We start from the raw sequence: 16486 nt of genomic DNA, 5'->3' as shown, positions 1-16486 counted from the left end.
TCTTCACCGGCCGCCTCTGCCGGGCGGCCTGGCCGATGCCGCTAGGAGATCAGGATTTTGGGTGTGGCCGCAACAGCGATCTGGTGCGCACCCCGTAGCCGAAACCGCTACACCTCGCGATCTGCGCGGAAATCCGGCATGTGCTGCTCCAGAACCGCCACCAGCTTGGCGGCCGCGAAGGAGAGCGGCCGGTCGCGCAGGTGCGACAGGTCGAGATGGGTGCGGACGCGCAGGTCCCGGAACGGCCGCGTCACCAGCGTTCCCGCCGCCTCGTCGCGGCGCACGCTGAAGGGCGGCAGGACCAGGACCGCCCGGCCGCGGCGGGCGAGTTCGAGCTGGACCTCGAGGGCGCCGGTGGTGAAGACGGGATCGAGGGCGGGCAGGCCCGCCTCCCGCATCTGCGCGTCGAGGGCCTGTCGGACCCCGAAGGCCGCGTCCGGCACCGCGACCGGGTGGGCCAGGAGATCGCCCGGGCCGACCTGCAGGCGATCGGCGAGCGGATGGCCGGGCGCCATCACGGCGGCGTGCTCGATGGCGACGCGGCCGCGCACGACGGTCTCGGTCCGGAGCGGCGTGAACAGGGTGACGGCGAGATCCGCCTCGCCGTCCGCCAGGGCCTGCATGCTGCGCCCGGCGCTCGCCACCACCACCTCGAAGCGCACGTCCGGGTAGCTCGCGGAAAACTCCGCCAGCGCCGGCACCAGCAGGCCCGAGGCCGCCGCCCCGCTGGCATAGACCGTCACCCGCCCGGCCCGCAGGCCCTTGAGGTCGTCGATCAGGGTGCGGACGTGGTCGAGCTCGCGCAGGGAGCGGGCCGAGCGCGCGGCCAAGAGCTCGCCGGCCGCGGTGAGGCGGATCCCGGTCGGGTCGCGCTCCACCAGCGGCGCGCCGAAATGGTATTCGAGATTCTCGATCTGCCGGCTGATCGCGGTCGGCGCGATGCCGAGTTTTTCCGCCGCCCGCCGCATCGAGCCGTGCCGGGCGAGTTCGTTGAAGTAGATCAGGGCCCGCAGCTGCACCGGCACGCCCCCTCCTGGCGGTCGCCGGCGGCCGGCCGGGACGGCCTGCCGCGCGGAAACACCGTGGACCTATGCGCGCGCAGGCCGGGGGCGCAAGAGACGCCGCGACCGGTTCACCGCGAGGCGGCCGGTCTCAGGCCGCCTCGACCACCAGCCGCCCCGCCGCCTCGCCCGCCGCGCCGAGCGGCACCGGACGCCGCGTGTCCTTCGAGAGGAGCACGCAGATCGACTCCGCCTCGCCCGCCACCGTGTCGCCGGTGAGGATGCGGTGGCGGAAGCCGAGCGAGGTGCGCCCCGCCCGGGCGAGCCAGGTCGCCGTGCGGACCCGGCCCGGATAGTGCAGCTCCGCCCGGTAATCGATGACGAAGCGGGCGATGACGAAGAAAGTGTCGGGCGTGAGCAAGGGGGTCAGGTGGGTGGCGAAGAACTGCACCCGGCCGCTCTCGCAGAACGCCGCGAAGACCGCGTTGTTGACGTGGCCGTTGGCGTCCGTGTCGCGGTAGCGCAGGACGTCCTCGCTCCACAGCACCCGCGGATCGGCCTCGAACCCGTTCGTCATCGCGCAAGCCCCTCAGGCGGTCCGGGGCGCGGTGCCGCCGAGGTGGAAGACCCGGTGCGGGACGAGCTCGCCGCGCTCGACGTCGCCGACCGCCACCAGCACGCCGCCGCAGGTCGCGTAGGCCTTGCCCTCGGTCGGGGCGTCGCGGCCGCGCAGGATCACCGGCTGGCCGCGCATCAGGCGCATCGCCATGTCGCGGGAAACCGGGACGTGCGGCACGGCCTCGATCAGGGCCGTCTCGACCGGGCGCAGGATCGCGGCATTGGCCTCGGCATCGGCGGCCTCGAGGGCCGAGACGGTGCAGGACTGGTCCTCGGTGAACGGGCCGACGCGGGTGCGGCGCAGGGCCGAGACGTGGCCGTAGCAACCGAGCGCGCGGCCGAGATCGCGGGCGATGGCGCGGACATAGGTGCCCTTGCCGCACTCGGCCTCGATCACGGTGCGTTCGGGGGTGTGGGCCACGATCGCCAGCCGGTCGATCTGCACCGGGCGGGCGACGAGCTCCACCACCTCGCCGTCGCGGGCGAGGTCGTAGGCGCGCTCGCCCTGGATCTTGATCGCCGAGTAGCGCGGCGGCACCTGCTCGATCGCGCCGACGAAGCGCGGCAGCATCGCCTCGACCTGCTCCTGGGTCGGCCGGTCGTCGGAGGTCGCGACCGGGCGCCCTTCCGCGTCGTCGGTGTCGGTCTCGACGCCCCAGGTGACCGAGAAGACGTAGGCCTTGCGGCCGTCCATCACGAACGGCACGGTCTTGGTGGCCTCGCCGAGCGCGATCGGCAGGATGCCGGAGGCGAGCGGGTCGAGGGTGCCGGCATGCCCCGCCTTCTTGGCGTTGAGCGCGCGCTTGACCGCCGCGACCGCGTGGGTCGAGGTCATGCCGACGCCCTTGTCGAGGATCACCCAGCCGCTGATCTCGCGGCGCTTGGGCCGGTCGCCCGGCGGGCGGCCGCGGCCGCGGGGCCGGTCGTGCCGCGGGCGGTCCTGGCGCTGACCATCGTGACGTTGACCATCCTGGCGCTGGCCCTCGTGACGCGGACCATCCTGGCGCGGGGCGTCCTCGCGGGCGGGGCGGGTCGCCTGCGGCGCGGGCTCGGCGGGCTGATCCTCGTGCATCGTCATCTTCCGTATCCGTTCGCGGATGGCGGTCGCCGCGGGACGTGCCGCCCGCTTGTCGCCCCAGCCGATCCTGTGTGGTGTCTCAAGTCGTCGCCGGGCGGGCCGGTTCACCGGCCCGGATGCCCGTGGGCCGAAGGCCGCATCGCGGGCGTCCCCCGGTCGAGCGGCGTGACCCTGCGGCCGTCGCCGAACCGGTGACCGATTCGGCGGGCGGTGCCTAGTCCTCGGATTCCGGCTCGGAGCCGAGGTCGCGCTGGACCTTGTCGCTGCGCAGGAGCGCGTCGATGCGGGCCGCCTCGTCGAACGTCTCGTCGCGGCGGAAGCGCAGGTCGGGGGCGAATTTCAGCGCCACCCGGCGCGCCACCTCCTGGCGCAGCACCTTCTTGTTGCGCTCCAGCGCCTCGATCACCGGGCGCTCGTCCTGACCGCCGAGCGGCATGACGTAGGCGGTGGCGAGCTTGAGGTCGGGCGACATCCGCACCTCGGGCACGGTGATCACGTGCTGGTTCAGCACCGGATCCAAGATGTCGCCGCGGCTCAGCACCTCGGCGAGGGCGTGCCGCACGAGTTCGGCCACGCGCTGCTGGCGCTGCGAGGGGCCTGCGGATTCCTGGGGTTTGCGCACCATCGTCTCTCCGGGCTCGGACCGGGCCGCGGGGCGGCCTCCCGGCCATAGGGGCCCTCGCGGCTGTCATCTGAACCGACGAGCCCGGGACGCTGGCGTCCCGGGCTCGCGGTATCCTTGTCAGGGACCGCCGCCATGACGGCGGACGGCCGATGGCAGCGGGGCTTGCGTCAGAGCGTGCGACGCTCCTCGTGCACGATGTAGCACTCGATCACGTCGCGGGGACGCATGTCCTGGTAGTTCTCGAAGGCCATGCCGCATTCCTGGCCGGACGCCACTTCCTTGGCGTCGTCCTTGAAGCGCTTGAGCTGCGAGAGCTTGCCCTCGTGCACCACCACGTTGTCGCGGATGAGGCGGACATGCGCGCCGCGCTCGACCCGGCCGTCCTCGACCCGGCAACCGGCGATCTTGCCCACCTTCGAGACGTTGAAGATCTCGAGGATGCGCGCCTCGCCCAGGCGCTCCTCGCGGAGCGTCGGCGGGAGCAGGCCCGACATCGCCGCCTTCACGTCATCCACGAGGTCGTAGATGATGTTGTAGTAGCGGATCTCGACGCCCGCCCGCTCGGCGGCCTCGCGGGCCTCCTTGTGGGCACGGACGTTGAAGCCGACCACGACCGCACCCGAGGCCTGGGCCAGGGTGATGTCCGACTCGGTGATGCCGCCGACACCCGTATGCAGGATGCGGGCCGCCACCTCGTCGTTGCCGAGCTTCTCGAGCGAGCCGGCGATGGCCTCGACCGAGCCCTGCACGTCGCCCTTGATGACGAGCGGGAACTCCTTGCGACCCGCGCCCTCCTTGAGGTCGCGCATCATGTCCATCAGCGTCCGGCCGGCACCGCTGCCGGTGGCCGCCGCGCGCTCGCGCTTCACGCGGGCACGGTACTCGGTGACCTCGCGGGCCCGGGCCTCGTTCTCGACCACCGCGACGCGGTCGCCCGCCTCCGGCGTGCCGTTGAAGCCGAGCACCTCGACGGGGACGGACGGCGCCGCCTCCTTGGTGTTGCGGCCGGTATCGTCGACGAGGGCGCGCACGCGGCCCCACTCGGCGCCCGCCACCACGATGTCGCCGGTGCGCAGGGTGCCGCGCTCGACGAGCACCGTCGCCACCGGGCCGCGGCCGCGGTCGAGCTTGGCCTCGATCACCGTGCCCTCGGCCGACCGCTCGGGGTTGGCGCGCAGGTCCAGGATCTCGGCCTGGAGGGCGAGGCCCTCCAGGAGCTCGTCGAGGCCGTCCTTGGTCTTGGCCGAGACCTCGAACTCGAGGGTCTCGCCGCCCATCGACTCGACCTGGATGTCGTGCTGCAGCAGCTCGGTGCGCACCCGCTGCGGGTTCGCGTCGGGCTTGTCGATCTTGTTGATCGCCACGATCAGCGGCACCTCGGCCGCCTTGGCGTGGGAGATCGCCTCGATCGTCTGCGGCATGACGCCGTCATCGGCCGCCACCACCAGCACCACGATGTCCGTCACCCGGGCGCCGCGGGCGCGCATCGAGGTGAAGGCCGCGTGGCCGGGGGTGTCGATGAAGGTGATCTTGCCGCCGGAGGGCGAGGTCACCTGGTAGGCGCCGATATGCTGCGTGATGCCGCCCGCCTCGCCGGAGACGACGTTGGCGTTGCGGATCGCGTCGAGCAGCGAGGTCTTGCCGTGGTCGACGTGGCCCATGATGGTCACGACCGGCGGACGCGGCTGGGTGTCGTCGTCGGTATCGGGCTCGTCGAACAGGCCCTCCTCGACGTCCGATTCCGCGACGCGGCGCACGGTGTGGCCGAGCTCCTCGGCGATGATCTGGGCCGAATCCGAGTCGATCACGTCGGTGATCTTGTGGATCTGGCCCTGCTTCATCAGCATGCGGATCACGTCGACCGCCCGCTCGCTCATCCGGTTGGCGAGCTCCTGGATGGTGATCGTCTCCGGGATGACCACCTCGCGGGCCAGCTTCTCCTTCTGCTCCACCTGGCGGTGGCCGGTCAGGCGCTGGTTGCGGCGGCGGAACGAGGCGAGCGAGCGGGTGCGCTCGTCCTCGCCCGAGGTCGCGGTCGCGATGGTCAGGCGGCCGCGGTTGCGGTCGCCGCCCGGCGACTTCGGCGTCTTGGGCGGGGTGATGACCTTGAGCGGCATGCCGGGACGGCGGATGACCCGCTTGGTCTCGGCCTCCTCCTCCGCCGCGGCCGGACGGCCGGTGGCGGGGCGCGCCGCACCGGCGGCGGCCGGCTTCGCCGCCGCGGCGGCGGCCGCGGGCGTCTCGGGCTTCGGCTCGGGCTTGGGCTCCGGCTTCGGCGCCGGGCGGGCCATGAAGTTCAGGTCGCGGGGCTTGCGCGAATCCGCCGTCAGGACGCGGCGCGGCTCGGCGGGCGCGGCCGGACGGGTGATGCCGACGCTGGGCACCGTGCGGGGGGCACCGGGCACCGCCGAGGCACGCGCACCGGCCGGGACGGCCGGACGGGCCCCTGCGGCAGCCGCCGGGCGGGCACCGGCCGAAGCCGGGCGAACCGCGGCAGCAGCCGGACGGGCAGCGGCGGCCGGAGCGGCCGGGCGCGCGGCGGCAGGAGCCGGAGCCGGGGCAACAGGCGCCGTAGCCGCCGGGGCCGGCGCCGCGGGGGCGGCCGGAGCGGCAGCGGCCGCATTGCGGGCCGCATCCTCCTGGGCGCGGCGCTCGGCCTCCTCGGCGGCGCGGCGCTTGCGGGCGTCCTCCTGACGGCGGCGCTCCTCTTCCTCGTGCTTGCGGGCCTCGGCGGCCTCGCGCTCACGGATCTCGGCGGCCTCGCGCTCGACGCGGCGCTGAGCCTCCTCGGCGGCGCGACGGCGCTCCTCCTCCTCGCGACGCTTGGCGTCGACGAGGGCGGCCATGCGGGCGCTCTGCTCCTGATCGCTCAGGGTGCGCAGCACGACACCGGACCGCGCGGCGGCCGGACGATCCTGGCGCGACCCGCCCGGACGGCCCTGCCCCTGGGGGGCGGAGCGCGCCTGGCTGGGCGCGGCGTCTCTCGGCGCGGCCGGAGCCGGCGCGCCGCCGGGGCGACGTTTCACCGTCTCGACCACGACCGACTTCGAGCGGCCATGGGAGAAGCTCTGGCGGACCGTGCCCTGCTCGATCGGACGCTTCGTCGACAGCGTCTTGGCGGGGCCGGTATGCAACGTCTTGTCGCCCGGATTCTTCGTCTCACTCATTCAGTTCAGACCCTGGGGGTTCTCGTCCGTCCCGGGACCCGGCCTCCCGGCGGCCGCCTCCCATCGTATTCCCGGGAGCGCACCCGCCAACCGGGCCGATCCCATTCGATTCGTATCAACCACCGGCCTCCGGGGGGCCGGTCCGCAACGCGGTTGCATCGTCCTGGACAGCGTCCGGAAGCGCCGCGTCGGTGCCGGTCGGCACCGTTCCGGCGGCTCCCGGCGTCGCCGCCTCGCCGCGAAAGGCGTGGAGCCGACGCCAACGCGCGAGCAAGCCGGCAGTGCCGGCTCCCGCGACAAGGGCAGCGTGTATCACATGATCCCGGCCCAAGGCCATGTCCAATTCTACACCGGACAGGTCGTCGATCACCGGGATCCTCGATATGGCATCGCCGTAGCGCCTTCGCAATGCCTGGCCGAGTTTGCGGCGCCCGTCGGCGCTGGCGTCGCTGGCATGGACCAGGGCCTTGACCCCGGTCTCGCTGTCCACCGCGCTCTCCACCTTGGTGAAACCGGTGACGACGCAGCCGCCCTTGTTGGCGAGCGAAAAGCCCTGACGCAGGTCGTCGCGCAACCCGGCCTCGATCACATCCGCGAGATCGGGCGCGACGCGCGCGTCCTTCTGGCGGAAGGCGCGCTGGAACAGGCGCTTCTTCACCGCCTCCGCCACCGCCGCCCGGGTCGCGGTGACCCAGGCGCCGCGGCCGGGAAGCCGGGCGCGCAGGTCCGGCACCACCTGGCCGTCGGGGGAGAGGGCGAAGCGGATCATCCGGTCGGGACGGCCCGCCTGCCGCGTGACCAGGCAGGTCCGCTCCGCGTTGGCGCGGCCGCGCCCGACGCCGGCGTCGAGGACGTCCGGCGGCAGCGCCTCCGCATCCTGCGTCTCGTCCTGCATGGTCGCGCTCATGGATCGACGCTCCCCGATCAGGTCGGCTGGCGCTCGGCGGTCGCGGCGGCATCCTCCTCGACCGGCACGGTCTCGGCGGCCTCGCCCTCGGATTCCTCACCCTCGGCGTGCTCGCCCTCCTCGCCCTCTTCGGTCTCCTCGACCGGGGGCGCCTCGACCCAGCCGGCATGGACGCGGGCGGCCATGATCATCGCCTCGGCCTCGGCACGCGAGAGCTCGAACCCGTCGAGGAAGCCGGCATGGCGCACGGCCTCGGGCCCGCGGCCTTCGGTGTAGCCGACGAGATCGTCGGTGGCGCAGCCGGCGAGGTCCTCGACGTTCTTCACGTCGTTCTCGCCGAGCGCGACCATCATCGGGGTCGTGATGCCGTCGATCTCGCGCAGGTCGTCGGCGACGCCGAGCTCGATGCGGCGGGCATCGTTCTCGGCCTCGATGCGGTTGAGGTAATCGAGGGCGCGAGCCTGGATCTCGGCGCCGGTCTCCTCGTCGAGACCCTGGATGTTGGCAAGCTCCGTCGGCTCGACGTAGGCGATCTCCTCGACGGAGCGGAAGCCTTCCGCGGCCAGCAGCTGACCGACCGTCTCGTCGACGTCGAGGGCCTGCATGAAGGTGTTGGTGCGCTCGACGAACTCCTTCTGCCGGCGCTCCGATTCCTCGGCCTCGGTCAGGATGTCGATGTCCCAGCCGGTGAGCTGGGAGGCGAGCCGCACGTTCTGGCCGCGCCGGCCGATGGCGAGCGACAGCTGGTCGTCGGGGACCACCACCTCGATGCGGTCGGCCTCCTCGTCGAGCACCACCTTGACGACTTCCGCCGGCTGCAGCGCGTTGACGATGAAGGTCGCCTGGTCCTGCGACCACGGGATGATGTCGATCTTCTCGCCCTGCAGCTCGCCGACCACCGCCTGGACGCGCGAGCCGCGCATGCCGACGCAGGCGCCGACCGGGTCGATCGAGGAATCGCGCGAGATCACCGCGATCTTGGCGCGCGAGCCCGGATCGCGGGCGACCGCCTTCACCTCGACGATGCCGTCGTAGATCTCCGGCACTTCCTGGCCGAAGAGCTTGGCCATGAATTGCGGGTGCGAGCGCGAGAGGAAGATCTGCGGCCCGCGCACCTCGTGGCGGACGTCGAACAGGTAGGCGCGGATGCGGTCGCCGGGGCGGAAGGTCTCGCGCGGGATCGACTCGTCGCGGCGCACGATGCCCTCGCCGCGGCCGAGATCGACGATGACGTTGCCGTACTCGACGCGCTTGACGAGGCCGTTCACCACCTCGCCGATGCGGTCCTTGTACTCGTCGTACTGGCGCTCGCGCTCGGCCTCGCGGACCTTCTGGACGATCACCTGCTTGGCCGACTGGGCGGCGACGCGGCCGAAATCGAACGGCGGCAGGGTGTCGGAGATCACGTCGCCGACCTGGGCGGCCGGGTTGTGGCGGCGGGCCGCCGGCAGGTCGATCTCGCGGGCGTCGTTCTCGACCTCCTCGACGACGAGGAGGTGGCGCGACAGGCGCAGGGCCCCGGTGCGGGGGTCGATCTCGGCGTGAACGTCGGTCTCGGCGCCGTAGCGCGAGCGGGCGGCCTTGGCGATCGCCTCCTCCATCGCGCCGATCACGATGGAACGGTCGATCACCTTCTCGCGGGCGACCGCGTCGGCGATCTGGAGGAGTTCGAGCCTGTTGGCGCTGACGACGGCCATCGGTTCAGTCCTTCCTGGGTTGGTGTGTTTGGAAATTCGGCTGGATCGTCTTCAGTGAGCGAGCGGCGGGGCGGCGCCCTCGTCCTCGTCGTCCTCCGCATCGTCCTGCGGCGGGGCCGAGCCGCGCCGGAGCGACTCGCGCACGAGCGCGTCGGTCAGGACGAGGTGGGCCTCGCCGATGTCGCGCAGGGCCAGGTCGTAGGAGGAGGGCAGGCCCTCCTTGGCGTCGGGCAGATCGATCCGCACCGTGTCGCCCTGCGGCGCCCGGATGATGCCGCGGAAGCGCTTGCGGCCGTCGAGCGGCGTCGCCAGCTCGACCTTGGCCTCGTAGCCGGCCCAGCGGGCGAAGTCGCCGGCGCGGACCAGGGGCCGGTCGATGCCCGGCGAGGAGATCTCGAGGTAGTAGGCGCCACCGATCGGGTCGTCGACGTCGAGGATCGGCGAGATCGTGCGGCTCACGGTCTCGCACTCGTCGACCGACATGGTGCCGTCCGGCCGCTCGACCATGATCTGCACCGTGCAGCCGCTCTGGCTGGAGACCTTCACCCGCACGAGGCGAAAGCCGAGGCCCTCGATCGCGGGCTCGATGATCTGCGCGACGCGAGCGGCGACGCCGGTCTCGGTGATCAGGCGTTTCTCGGCCGGGTTCTGGTCTGGGGCGTCGGTCATGAGGTCAGTGCCGTGGTGCGGTCCCCAAGGTTCCCCGGGGACGGGGCCCTTGGAGGGGAGGCAATCTGGCGTTCGGCTCGCGCCCGGGGAGGCTTGCGGCAATAAAAAAGAGCGGGCCCCGGGGGGACCCACTCCCGCACCGCAGCCTCATCGGCCACGAACAGAACTGATGAGGCGGAGATAATCCGGGCGGATGCCAAATGCAAGACGTTCGGCGATCGGGCCGCCCGGTGCCTCCCTCCGCGGCCGGACGGAGGCAGCGGGCGGGACGTCGTTCAGCCGGCGAGCGCCGGGTAGTCGGTGTAGCCGCGCTCATCGCCGCCGTAGAAGGTCGACCGGTCGTAGCGGTTGAGCGGCGCACCCCGGCGCAGACGCTCGGCCAGGTCGGGATTGGCGATGAACAGGCGCCCGAAGGCGATGGCGTCGGCCCGGCCCTCGGTGAGTGCCGCCTCGGCGGTGTCGCGCACGTAGCCGCCGGCGGAGATCACCTTGCCGCCGAAGGCCGCCTTCACCCGCGCGGCGGCGTCGGGCGCCTCGGGATCGAGGGCGTTGACGTCGCTGTTCTGGTCGGCACGGGGCTCGACCACGTGGAGATAGGCGAGGCCCCGCGTGCCGAGCGCGGCGGCGACGTGGTCGAACAGGGCGCCGGGATCGCTGTCGCGCATGGCGTTGAAGCTGCCCCAGGGCGAGAGCCGCACGCCGATCCGGTCGGCGCTCCAGGCCTGCGCCGCGGCATCGACCACGTCGAGCAGCAGCCGCGCCCGGTTGGCGATCGGGCCGCCGTAGCGGTCGGTGCGGGCGTTGACCCCGTCCTGGAGAAACTGGTCGAGCAGGTAGCCGTTCGCCGAGTGGATCTCGACCGCGTCGAAGCCGGCGTCCCGGGCGTTGCGCACGGCCTGCGCGAAGCCCGCGACGATGCCGGGGATCTCGGATTCCTCGAGTGCCCGGGGCGTCTCGAACGGTACCGGCTGCCCGCTCGCATCCATGTGGCCCATGCCGGTCACCGGCCGGGCCGAGGAGGAGACCGGAACGGCGCCGCCGGGCTGCATCGAGGAATGCGAGACGCGCCCGGTGTGCCAGATCTGCGCCGCGACCAGCCCGCCCCGGCCATGGATCGCCTCGGTGACACCGCGCCAGCCGGCGATCTGCTCCTCGCTGTAGAGGCCCGGCGCGCCCGGATAGCCGCGGGCCTGCTCGCTGATGTCGGTCGCCTCGGTGATGATCAGGCCGCCGCGGCTGGCGCGCTGGCCGTAATAGGTGGCGTTCAGCGGGACCGGCACGTCGCCGGGGCGGCGGGCGCGCAGACGGGTCAGCGGCGCCATCACGACGCGGTGGGCGAGCGACAGGGCGCCGAGTTGGAGTGGCTGGAACAGGGGATCGTGAAGCGACACGGGTGGTTCTCCGGGCGTGATAGGGCCGAGATGGCCGATCGCGCGGCGGCGGTGTAGTGCCGGGCCGGAGGAGCCGCCTTAACGGGACGCGTTATAATCATGGAGACCCGCGACTTGGCAGTGCTGGCGGCGGCGGCGAGCGCCGGCAGCCTCTCGGCGGCGGCGCGCCGCCTCGGCCTGACCCCGATGGCGGCCTCGCGCCGCCTCGCCGCCCTGGAGCGGGATTGCGGTGCCCGCCTCCTGCACCGCACCACCCGCTCGGTCGCGCTCACCGCGGAGGGCGAGGCGCTGCTGCCCTACGCCCAGGCGATGCTGGAGGCCGAGGAGGCCGCCCGCGCCGCCCTCAGCCCCGGCCAGCTCTGCGCCACCGGACTCCTGCGGGCGACGGCGCCGGCCGCCTTCGGGCGCAAGGTGGTGGTGCCGCTGATGCCGGCGCTGCTCGCCGCCCAGCCGGGCCTGCGCATCGACCTGCAGCTGACCGACGCGGTGGTCGACATCGTCGGCGAGGGGTTCGACGTCGCCATCCGGATCGCGCCTCTGCGGGATTCCGGGCTGATCGCCCGGCGACTCGCCCCCAACCCGCGCCTGCTCTGCGCGAGCCCGGCCTACCTCGCCGCGCGGGGCGCACCGGCCGGCCTCGCCGACCTCGCGGCCCACGACTGCGTGCGGCTGACCGGCGTGACGCATTGGCCGTTCCGCTCGGGCCACCAATCCCGCAACGTGCGGATCGAGGGGCGCTTCACGTCGAGCAGCATCGAGGGCGTGCACGAGGCCTGCCGGCGCGGGCTCGGCCTCGCGCTCCTGTCCTACTGGGATGTCAAGGACGAGCTGGCGGAGGGGCGCCTCGCCAGCGTCGCCCTCGGCGATGCCGAGCCGCAGGACCTGTCGATCTGGGCCCTCTACCCGACGGCGCGCTACGCGCCGCCGAAGCTGCGGGTTTTTCTGGCGGCCCTGGAGCGGGGATTGGCGTGAGGGCTCAGACCGACAGCCACCGCCGCACCTGCGCCTCGACCATCCCCGAGCGCGGCCCGGCCTCGACCACCTGGCCGCGATCCATCACCGCGTAGGTGTCGCAGAGGTCGCGGGCCCATTCGAAGTACTGCTCGACCAGCACGATCGCCATGTCGCCCTTGCCCCGCAGGTAGTCGATCGCCCGGCCGATATCCTTGATGATCGAGGGCTGGATGCCCTCGGTCGGCTCGTCGAGGACGAGGACGCGGGGACGGGTCACCAGGGCGCGGCCGATGGCGAGCTGCTGCTGCTGGCCGCCCGAGAGGTCGCCGCCACGCCGGCCCAGCATGTCCTTGAGAACCGGGAAGAGATCGTAGATCTCGGCCGGCACGTAGCGGTCGGCGCGCTTGCAGGGCGCAAAGCCCGTTTCCAGGTTCTCCTTGACCGTGAGGAGCGGAAAAATCTCGCGGCCCTGCGGCACGAAGGCGATGCCCTGGCGGGCGCGGTCGTAGGGGGCGAGCCGGCTGATGTCGCGCCCGTCGAGCTTGACCGCGCCCTTCGACACCGGCTGCTGGCCGACGATGGCGCGCATCAGCGAGGTCTTGCCGACGCCGTTGCGGCCGAGCACGGCCGTCACCTTGCCGGGTTCGGCGCTCAGCGAGACGCCGCGCAGAGCCTGCGCCGCGCCGTAATGGAGATCGATGGTCTCGACGGAGAGCATGACTGAAAAAGATCCTCAGCGGCCGAGATAGACCTCGACCACCCGCGGGTCGGCCGAGACGGAATCGATCGAGCCTTCGGCGAGCACCGCGCCCTCGTGCAGGCAGGTGACGCGGCATTGCAGCGCCCGCACGAAATGCATGTCGTGCTCGACCACGATGACCGCGTGGTCTTTCGCGATACGCCGCAGGAGCGTCGCGGTCGCCTCGGTCTCGGCATCGGTCATGCCGGCCACCGGCTCGTCGACGAGGAGGAGCTTGGGGTCCTGCGCCAGCAGCATGCCGATCTCCAGCCACTGCTTCTGGCCGTGCGAGAGGTCGGCCGCCGGCCGGGCCCGGTGGGCGGTGAGCCCCACCGTCTCCAGGATGGCGTCGATCTGCGCCCGCTCGACCCGGTTGCGCCAGCCGAACAAAGAGGCGGTCGCGGCGCGGGGCCCTTTGAGCGCCAGCAGGATGTTGTCGGCGACCGACTGGCTCTCGAACACCGTCGGCTTCTGGAACTTGCGGCCGATGCCGAGCTCGGCGATGGCCGCCTCGTCCATCCGGGTCAGGTCGTGCACGCCGTCATAAATCACCTGGCCGGTATCGGGCCGGGTCTTGCCGGTGATGCAATCCATCATCGTGGTCTTGCCGGCGCCGTTCGGACCGATGATCGCCCGCATCTCGCCGGGCATCAGGGTCAGGGACAGGCCGCGCAGGGCCCGGTAGCCGTCGAACGTGACCTTGATGTCGTCGACGTAGAGCAGGGCCTGGGTGAGGCGCTTCTCGTGAACCGGGTCGGAAACGGGCAGAGCCATCGCGGCGCTCATGATCCGCGGCCCTCCTCGGCCAGGGCGGGGGGAACGTCCGTGCGCACCTTGGCCCGCCGCGCCCCGAGGCGCTCGGCGAGGGTGCCGAGGATGCCCTTGGGCAGGTACAGGGTGACGACGACGAAGAGGGCGCCGAGGGCGAACAGCCAGGCATCCGGCATCGCGCCCGTGAGCAGCGTCTTGGCGTAGTTGACCAGGACCGCGCCGAGAGCCGCGCCGACGAGGGTGCCGCGCCCACCCACCGCGACCCAGATCACCGCCTCGATCGAGTTGGCGGGGGCGAATTCGGACGGGTTGATGATGCCGACCTGCGGCACGTAGAGGGCGCCGGCCACCCCCGCCATCATGGCGGAGACGGTGAAGGCGAGCACTTTGTAATGCGCCGTGCGGTAGCCGAGGAAGCGGGTGCGGGACTCGGCATCCCGGATCGCGATGAGCACCTTGCCGAAGGCCGAGGTCGTCATGAAGCGGGCGACGAGATAGGCGAGCGCCAGCGCCACGGCGGTGAGGACGAACAAGACGACGCGGGTGCCCTGCGCCTGGACGTTGAAGCCCAGAATATCCTTGAAGTCGGTGAGGCCGTTATTGCCGCCCAGCCCCATGTCGTTGCGGAAGAAGGCGAGCATCAGCGCGAAGGTCATCGCCTGGGTGATGATCGACAGGTAGACGCCGGTCACCCGCGAGCGGAAGGCGAGCCAGCCGAACACGAAGGCGAGGATGCCCGGCACCAGCAGCACCATCACGGCGGCGAAGGGAAACCAATCGAAGCCGTGCCAGTACCAGGGCAGGGACTTGTAGTTCAGGAAGACCATGAAGTCGGGCAGGATCGGATTGCCGTAGACGCCGCGCGGGCCGATCTGGCGCATCAGGTACATGCCCATCGCGTAGCCGCCGAGCGCGAAGAACGCGCCGTGGCCGAGCGAGAGGATGCCGCAATAGCCCCAGACGAGATCGAGGCTGAGCGCCAGGATCGCGTAGGCGAGGTACTTGCCCATCAGCGAGACGGCGTAGGTCGGGACGTGGAGGCCCGAGCCCGGCGCGGTCAGCAGGTTGAGGGCCGGCACGGCGATGCAGGCCGCCGCCAGCACGCCGAGGAAGATCCAGCCCGGCTTGTCGATGCGGGAGAGCAGCATGGTCAGGCCTCCACCGCCCGGCCCTTGAGCGCGAACAGGCCGCGCGGCCGCTTCTGGATGAACAGGATGATGAAGACGAGGAGCAGGATCTTGCCGAGCACCGCGCCCGCATAGGGCTCGAGGAACTTGTTGGCGACGCCGAGCGTGAGCGCCGCCACCAGCGTGCCCCACAGGTTGCCGACGCCGCCGAAGACCACGACCAGGAACGAATCGATGATGTAGCCCTGGCCGAGATTGGGCGAGACGTTGTCGATCTGCGAGAGCGCCACCCCCGCCACGCCGGCGATGCCCGAGCCGAGGCCGAAGGTGAAGGCGTCGATCCAGGGCGTGCGGATGCCCATGGCGGCGGCCATGCGGCGGTTCTGGGTGACGGCGCGGGTCTTCAGGCCGAAGGAGGTCGCCTTGAGGATCAGGTTGAGGGCGACGAAGACGGCGAGCGCGAACACCACGATCCACAGCCGGCCCCAGGTGATCGAGAGGCCGAACAGGTCGAAGGCGCCGGACATGTAGGAGGGCGCGCCGACCTCGCGGTTGGTCGGGCCGAAGACCGAGCGCACCGCCTGCTGGAGGATGAGGCTGATGCCCCAGGTGGCGAGCAGGGTCTCCAGCGGCCGGCCGTAGAGGTGGCGGATGACGGTCCGCTCGATCAGGACGCCGACGGCGCCGGCGGCCAGGAAGGCGAGCGGGATCGCGATCGGCAGCGACCAGTCGAACAGGCCAGGGGCCTTCTGGCGGATCAGCTCCTGCACCAGGTAGGTGGTGTAGGCGCCGAGCATCACCATCTCGCCATGCGCCATGTTGATGATGCCCATCACCCCGAAGGTGATAGCAAGGCCGATGGCGGCGAGCAGCAGCACCGAGCCGAGCGACACGCCGTACCAGGCGTTCTGGACGTTCGCGATCAGGGCCTGGCGGGTCTCGATGCCGGACACGCCGCGGGCGGCGGCGTCGCGCACGCTCTGGGCGGGATCGGTCGCGAGGCCGCGCAGGATGCCGAGCGCTTCCGAATCGCCTCGGGCCTGGAGGATGTCGATCGCCGAAAGCCGCTCGATCTCAGGGGTGCCGGACTTCGCCAGCAACGCCGCGGCGCGGGCCTCCTGCAGGCTGCGCTTCACGCCCGCGTCGGATTCGCGGGCGAGCGCGGCGTCGAGGGCCGGCAGCGCGGCGGCGTCGCGGGCCTTGAACACCGCATCGGCGGCGTTGCGGCGGGTGGCGGCGTCGGGGGCGAGCAGGTTGAGGCTGCCGAGGGCGGCGTCGATCGCGCGGCGGACCCGGTTGTTGACCCGCACGGGCTTGAGGCCGTCGGGGCTCACGGCGGCGCCAGTACGGGCGTCGGTCACCTTGGCGCCGTCCTTGATGGCGAGCGCCTTGTCGTCCGGGCGGTAGAGCAGGCGGTTGTCGGCGAGCGCACGCAGGACCGGCCCGGCCTTGGGATCGCCGCTGGTGGCGAGCGCCGCGATGCCGGCCTCGATGTCGGAATAGCTGTCGCTGGCGAGCCGGGCATAGGCGGCGTCGGGCCCGGTCTGCGCGGCGGCGGGCAGGGCCCAGACGGCGCACCAGGCGACGAGGAGTAGGACGAGGCAGCGGCGCATTCAGTCAGTGTCCGGGGGAGAAGAATGTATTTGCCTCGCGAGACGAGGCGGCGGTGGTGGCGTCCATCGTGCTGGGCGCCCGCCCCTTTCCCGGACGACTGGAACGAAGTGGAAGGAGATCCGGGATCC

General features: G+C 72.0%; 13 protein-coding genes and 1 pseudogene. 1 reads left to right on the top strand and 13 read right to left on the bottom strand.

Annotation, left to right across the window (positions count from 1 at the left end; translation table 11 throughout):
• Positions 1-107 precede the first annotated feature (107 nt).
• The 9 genes and pseudogenes from QR78_RS07810 to QR78_RS07770 form a co-directional block, all read right to left on the bottom strand.
• Positions 108-1019: a LysR family transcriptional regulator gene (locus QR78_RS07810; protein WP_048426974.1), complete on the bottom strand. Its 912-nt coding sequence runs from the start codon at positions 1017-1019 to the stop codon at positions 108-110.
• A 133-nt stretch (positions 1020-1152) separates the two neighbouring features.
• Positions 1153-1578, bottom strand: coding sequence for an acyl-CoA thioesterase (locus QR78_RS07805; RefSeq protein WP_048426934.1), 426 nt, complete (start codon positions 1576-1578; stop codon positions 1153-1155).
• Between the two features lie 12 nt (positions 1579-1590).
• The gene (truB, locus tag QR78_RS07800) at positions 1591-2691 is read right to left on the bottom strand and encodes a tRNA pseudouridine(55) synthase TruB (RefSeq protein ID WP_048426973.1); all 1101 of its coding nucleotides are present in this window, start codon (positions 2689-2691) and stop codon (positions 1591-1593) included.
• 220 nt (positions 2692-2911) lie between these two features.
• Positions 2912-3322, bottom strand: a complete 411-nt coding sequence (gene rbfA / locus QR78_RS07795) for a 30S ribosome-binding factor RbfA (protein ID WP_089504210.1) — start codon at positions 3320-3322, stop codon at positions 2912-2914.
• A gap of 167 nt (positions 3323-3489) precedes the next feature.
• Positions 3490-6489, bottom strand: coding sequence for a translation initiation factor IF-2 (gene infB, locus QR78_RS07790; RefSeq protein WP_048426933.1), 3000 nt, complete (start codon positions 6487-6489; stop codon positions 3490-3492).
• 115 nt (positions 6490-6604) lie between these two features.
• Entirely contained in the window at positions 6605-7384 is a 780-nt protein-coding gene (locus QR78_RS07785) for an RNA-binding protein (protein WP_244276483.1), read from the bottom strand.
• A 29-nt stretch (positions 7385-7413) separates the two neighbouring features.
• Positions 7414-9093, bottom strand: a complete 1680-nt coding sequence (nusA, locus tag QR78_RS07780) for a transcription termination factor NusA (RefSeq protein ID WP_048426931.1) — start codon at positions 9091-9093, stop codon at positions 7414-7416.
• A gap of 72 nt (positions 9094-9165) precedes the next feature.
• Positions 9166-9762: pseudogene (gene rimP / locus QR78_RS07775) on the bottom strand (ribosome maturation factor RimP); the annotation flags it as partial.
• A 275-nt stretch (positions 9763-10037) separates the two neighbouring features.
• Complete coding sequence (locus QR78_RS07770) at positions 10038-11153, bottom strand: alkene reductase (RefSeq protein WP_048426929.1); 1116 nt, start codon at positions 11151-11153, stop codon at positions 10038-10040.
• A gap of 99 nt (positions 11154-11252) precedes the next feature.
• On the opposite strand from QR78_RS07770, the gene QR78_RS07765 reads away from it, so the two are divergent.
• Positions 11253-12125 (top strand): LysR family transcriptional regulator, encoded by an 873-nt coding sequence (locus QR78_RS07765; RefSeq protein ID WP_048426928.1) that lies wholly within the window; start codon positions 11253-11255, stop codon positions 12123-12125.
• 4 nt (positions 12126-12129) lie between these two features.
• Here the strand turns inward: QR78_RS07765 and urtE are convergent, their stop codons facing one another.
• The 4 genes from urtE to urtB are packed head-to-tail and all read right to left on the bottom strand — an operon-like array spanning position 12130 to position 16357.
• A complete protein-coding gene (gene urtE, locus QR78_RS07760) occupies positions 12130-12825 on the bottom strand; it encodes an urea ABC transporter ATP-binding subunit UrtE (protein WP_048426927.1) in 696 nt (231 codons plus the stop codon).
• Positions 12826-12840: 15 nt separating this feature from the next.
• Positions 12841-13632, bottom strand: coding sequence for an urea ABC transporter ATP-binding protein UrtD (urtD, locus tag QR78_RS07755; RefSeq protein ID WP_089504209.1), 792 nt, complete (start codon positions 13630-13632; stop codon positions 12841-12843).
• Entirely contained in the window at positions 13629-14765 is a 1137-nt protein-coding gene (urtC, locus tag QR78_RS07750) for an urea ABC transporter permease subunit UrtC (RefSeq protein ID WP_048426926.1), read from the bottom strand. The genes urtD and urtC overlap by 4 nt, the downstream gene beginning before the upstream one ends.
• A gap of 2 nt (positions 14766-14767) precedes the next feature.
• The gene (urtB, locus tag QR78_RS07745) at positions 14768-16357 is read right to left on the bottom strand and encodes an urea ABC transporter permease subunit UrtB (protein WP_048426925.1); all 1590 of its coding nucleotides are present in this window, start codon (positions 16355-16357) and stop codon (positions 14768-14770) included.
• Positions 16358-16486: the final 129 nt, after the last annotated feature.

The sequence above is a fragment of the Methylobacterium indicum genome, from assembly GCF_001043895.1.
In the GTDB taxonomy this organism is placed as follows: domain Bacteria; phylum Pseudomonadota; class Alphaproteobacteria; order Rhizobiales; family Beijerinckiaceae; genus Methylobacterium; species Methylobacterium indicum.
This window is presented reverse-complemented; position numbering and strand designations above follow the sequence as displayed.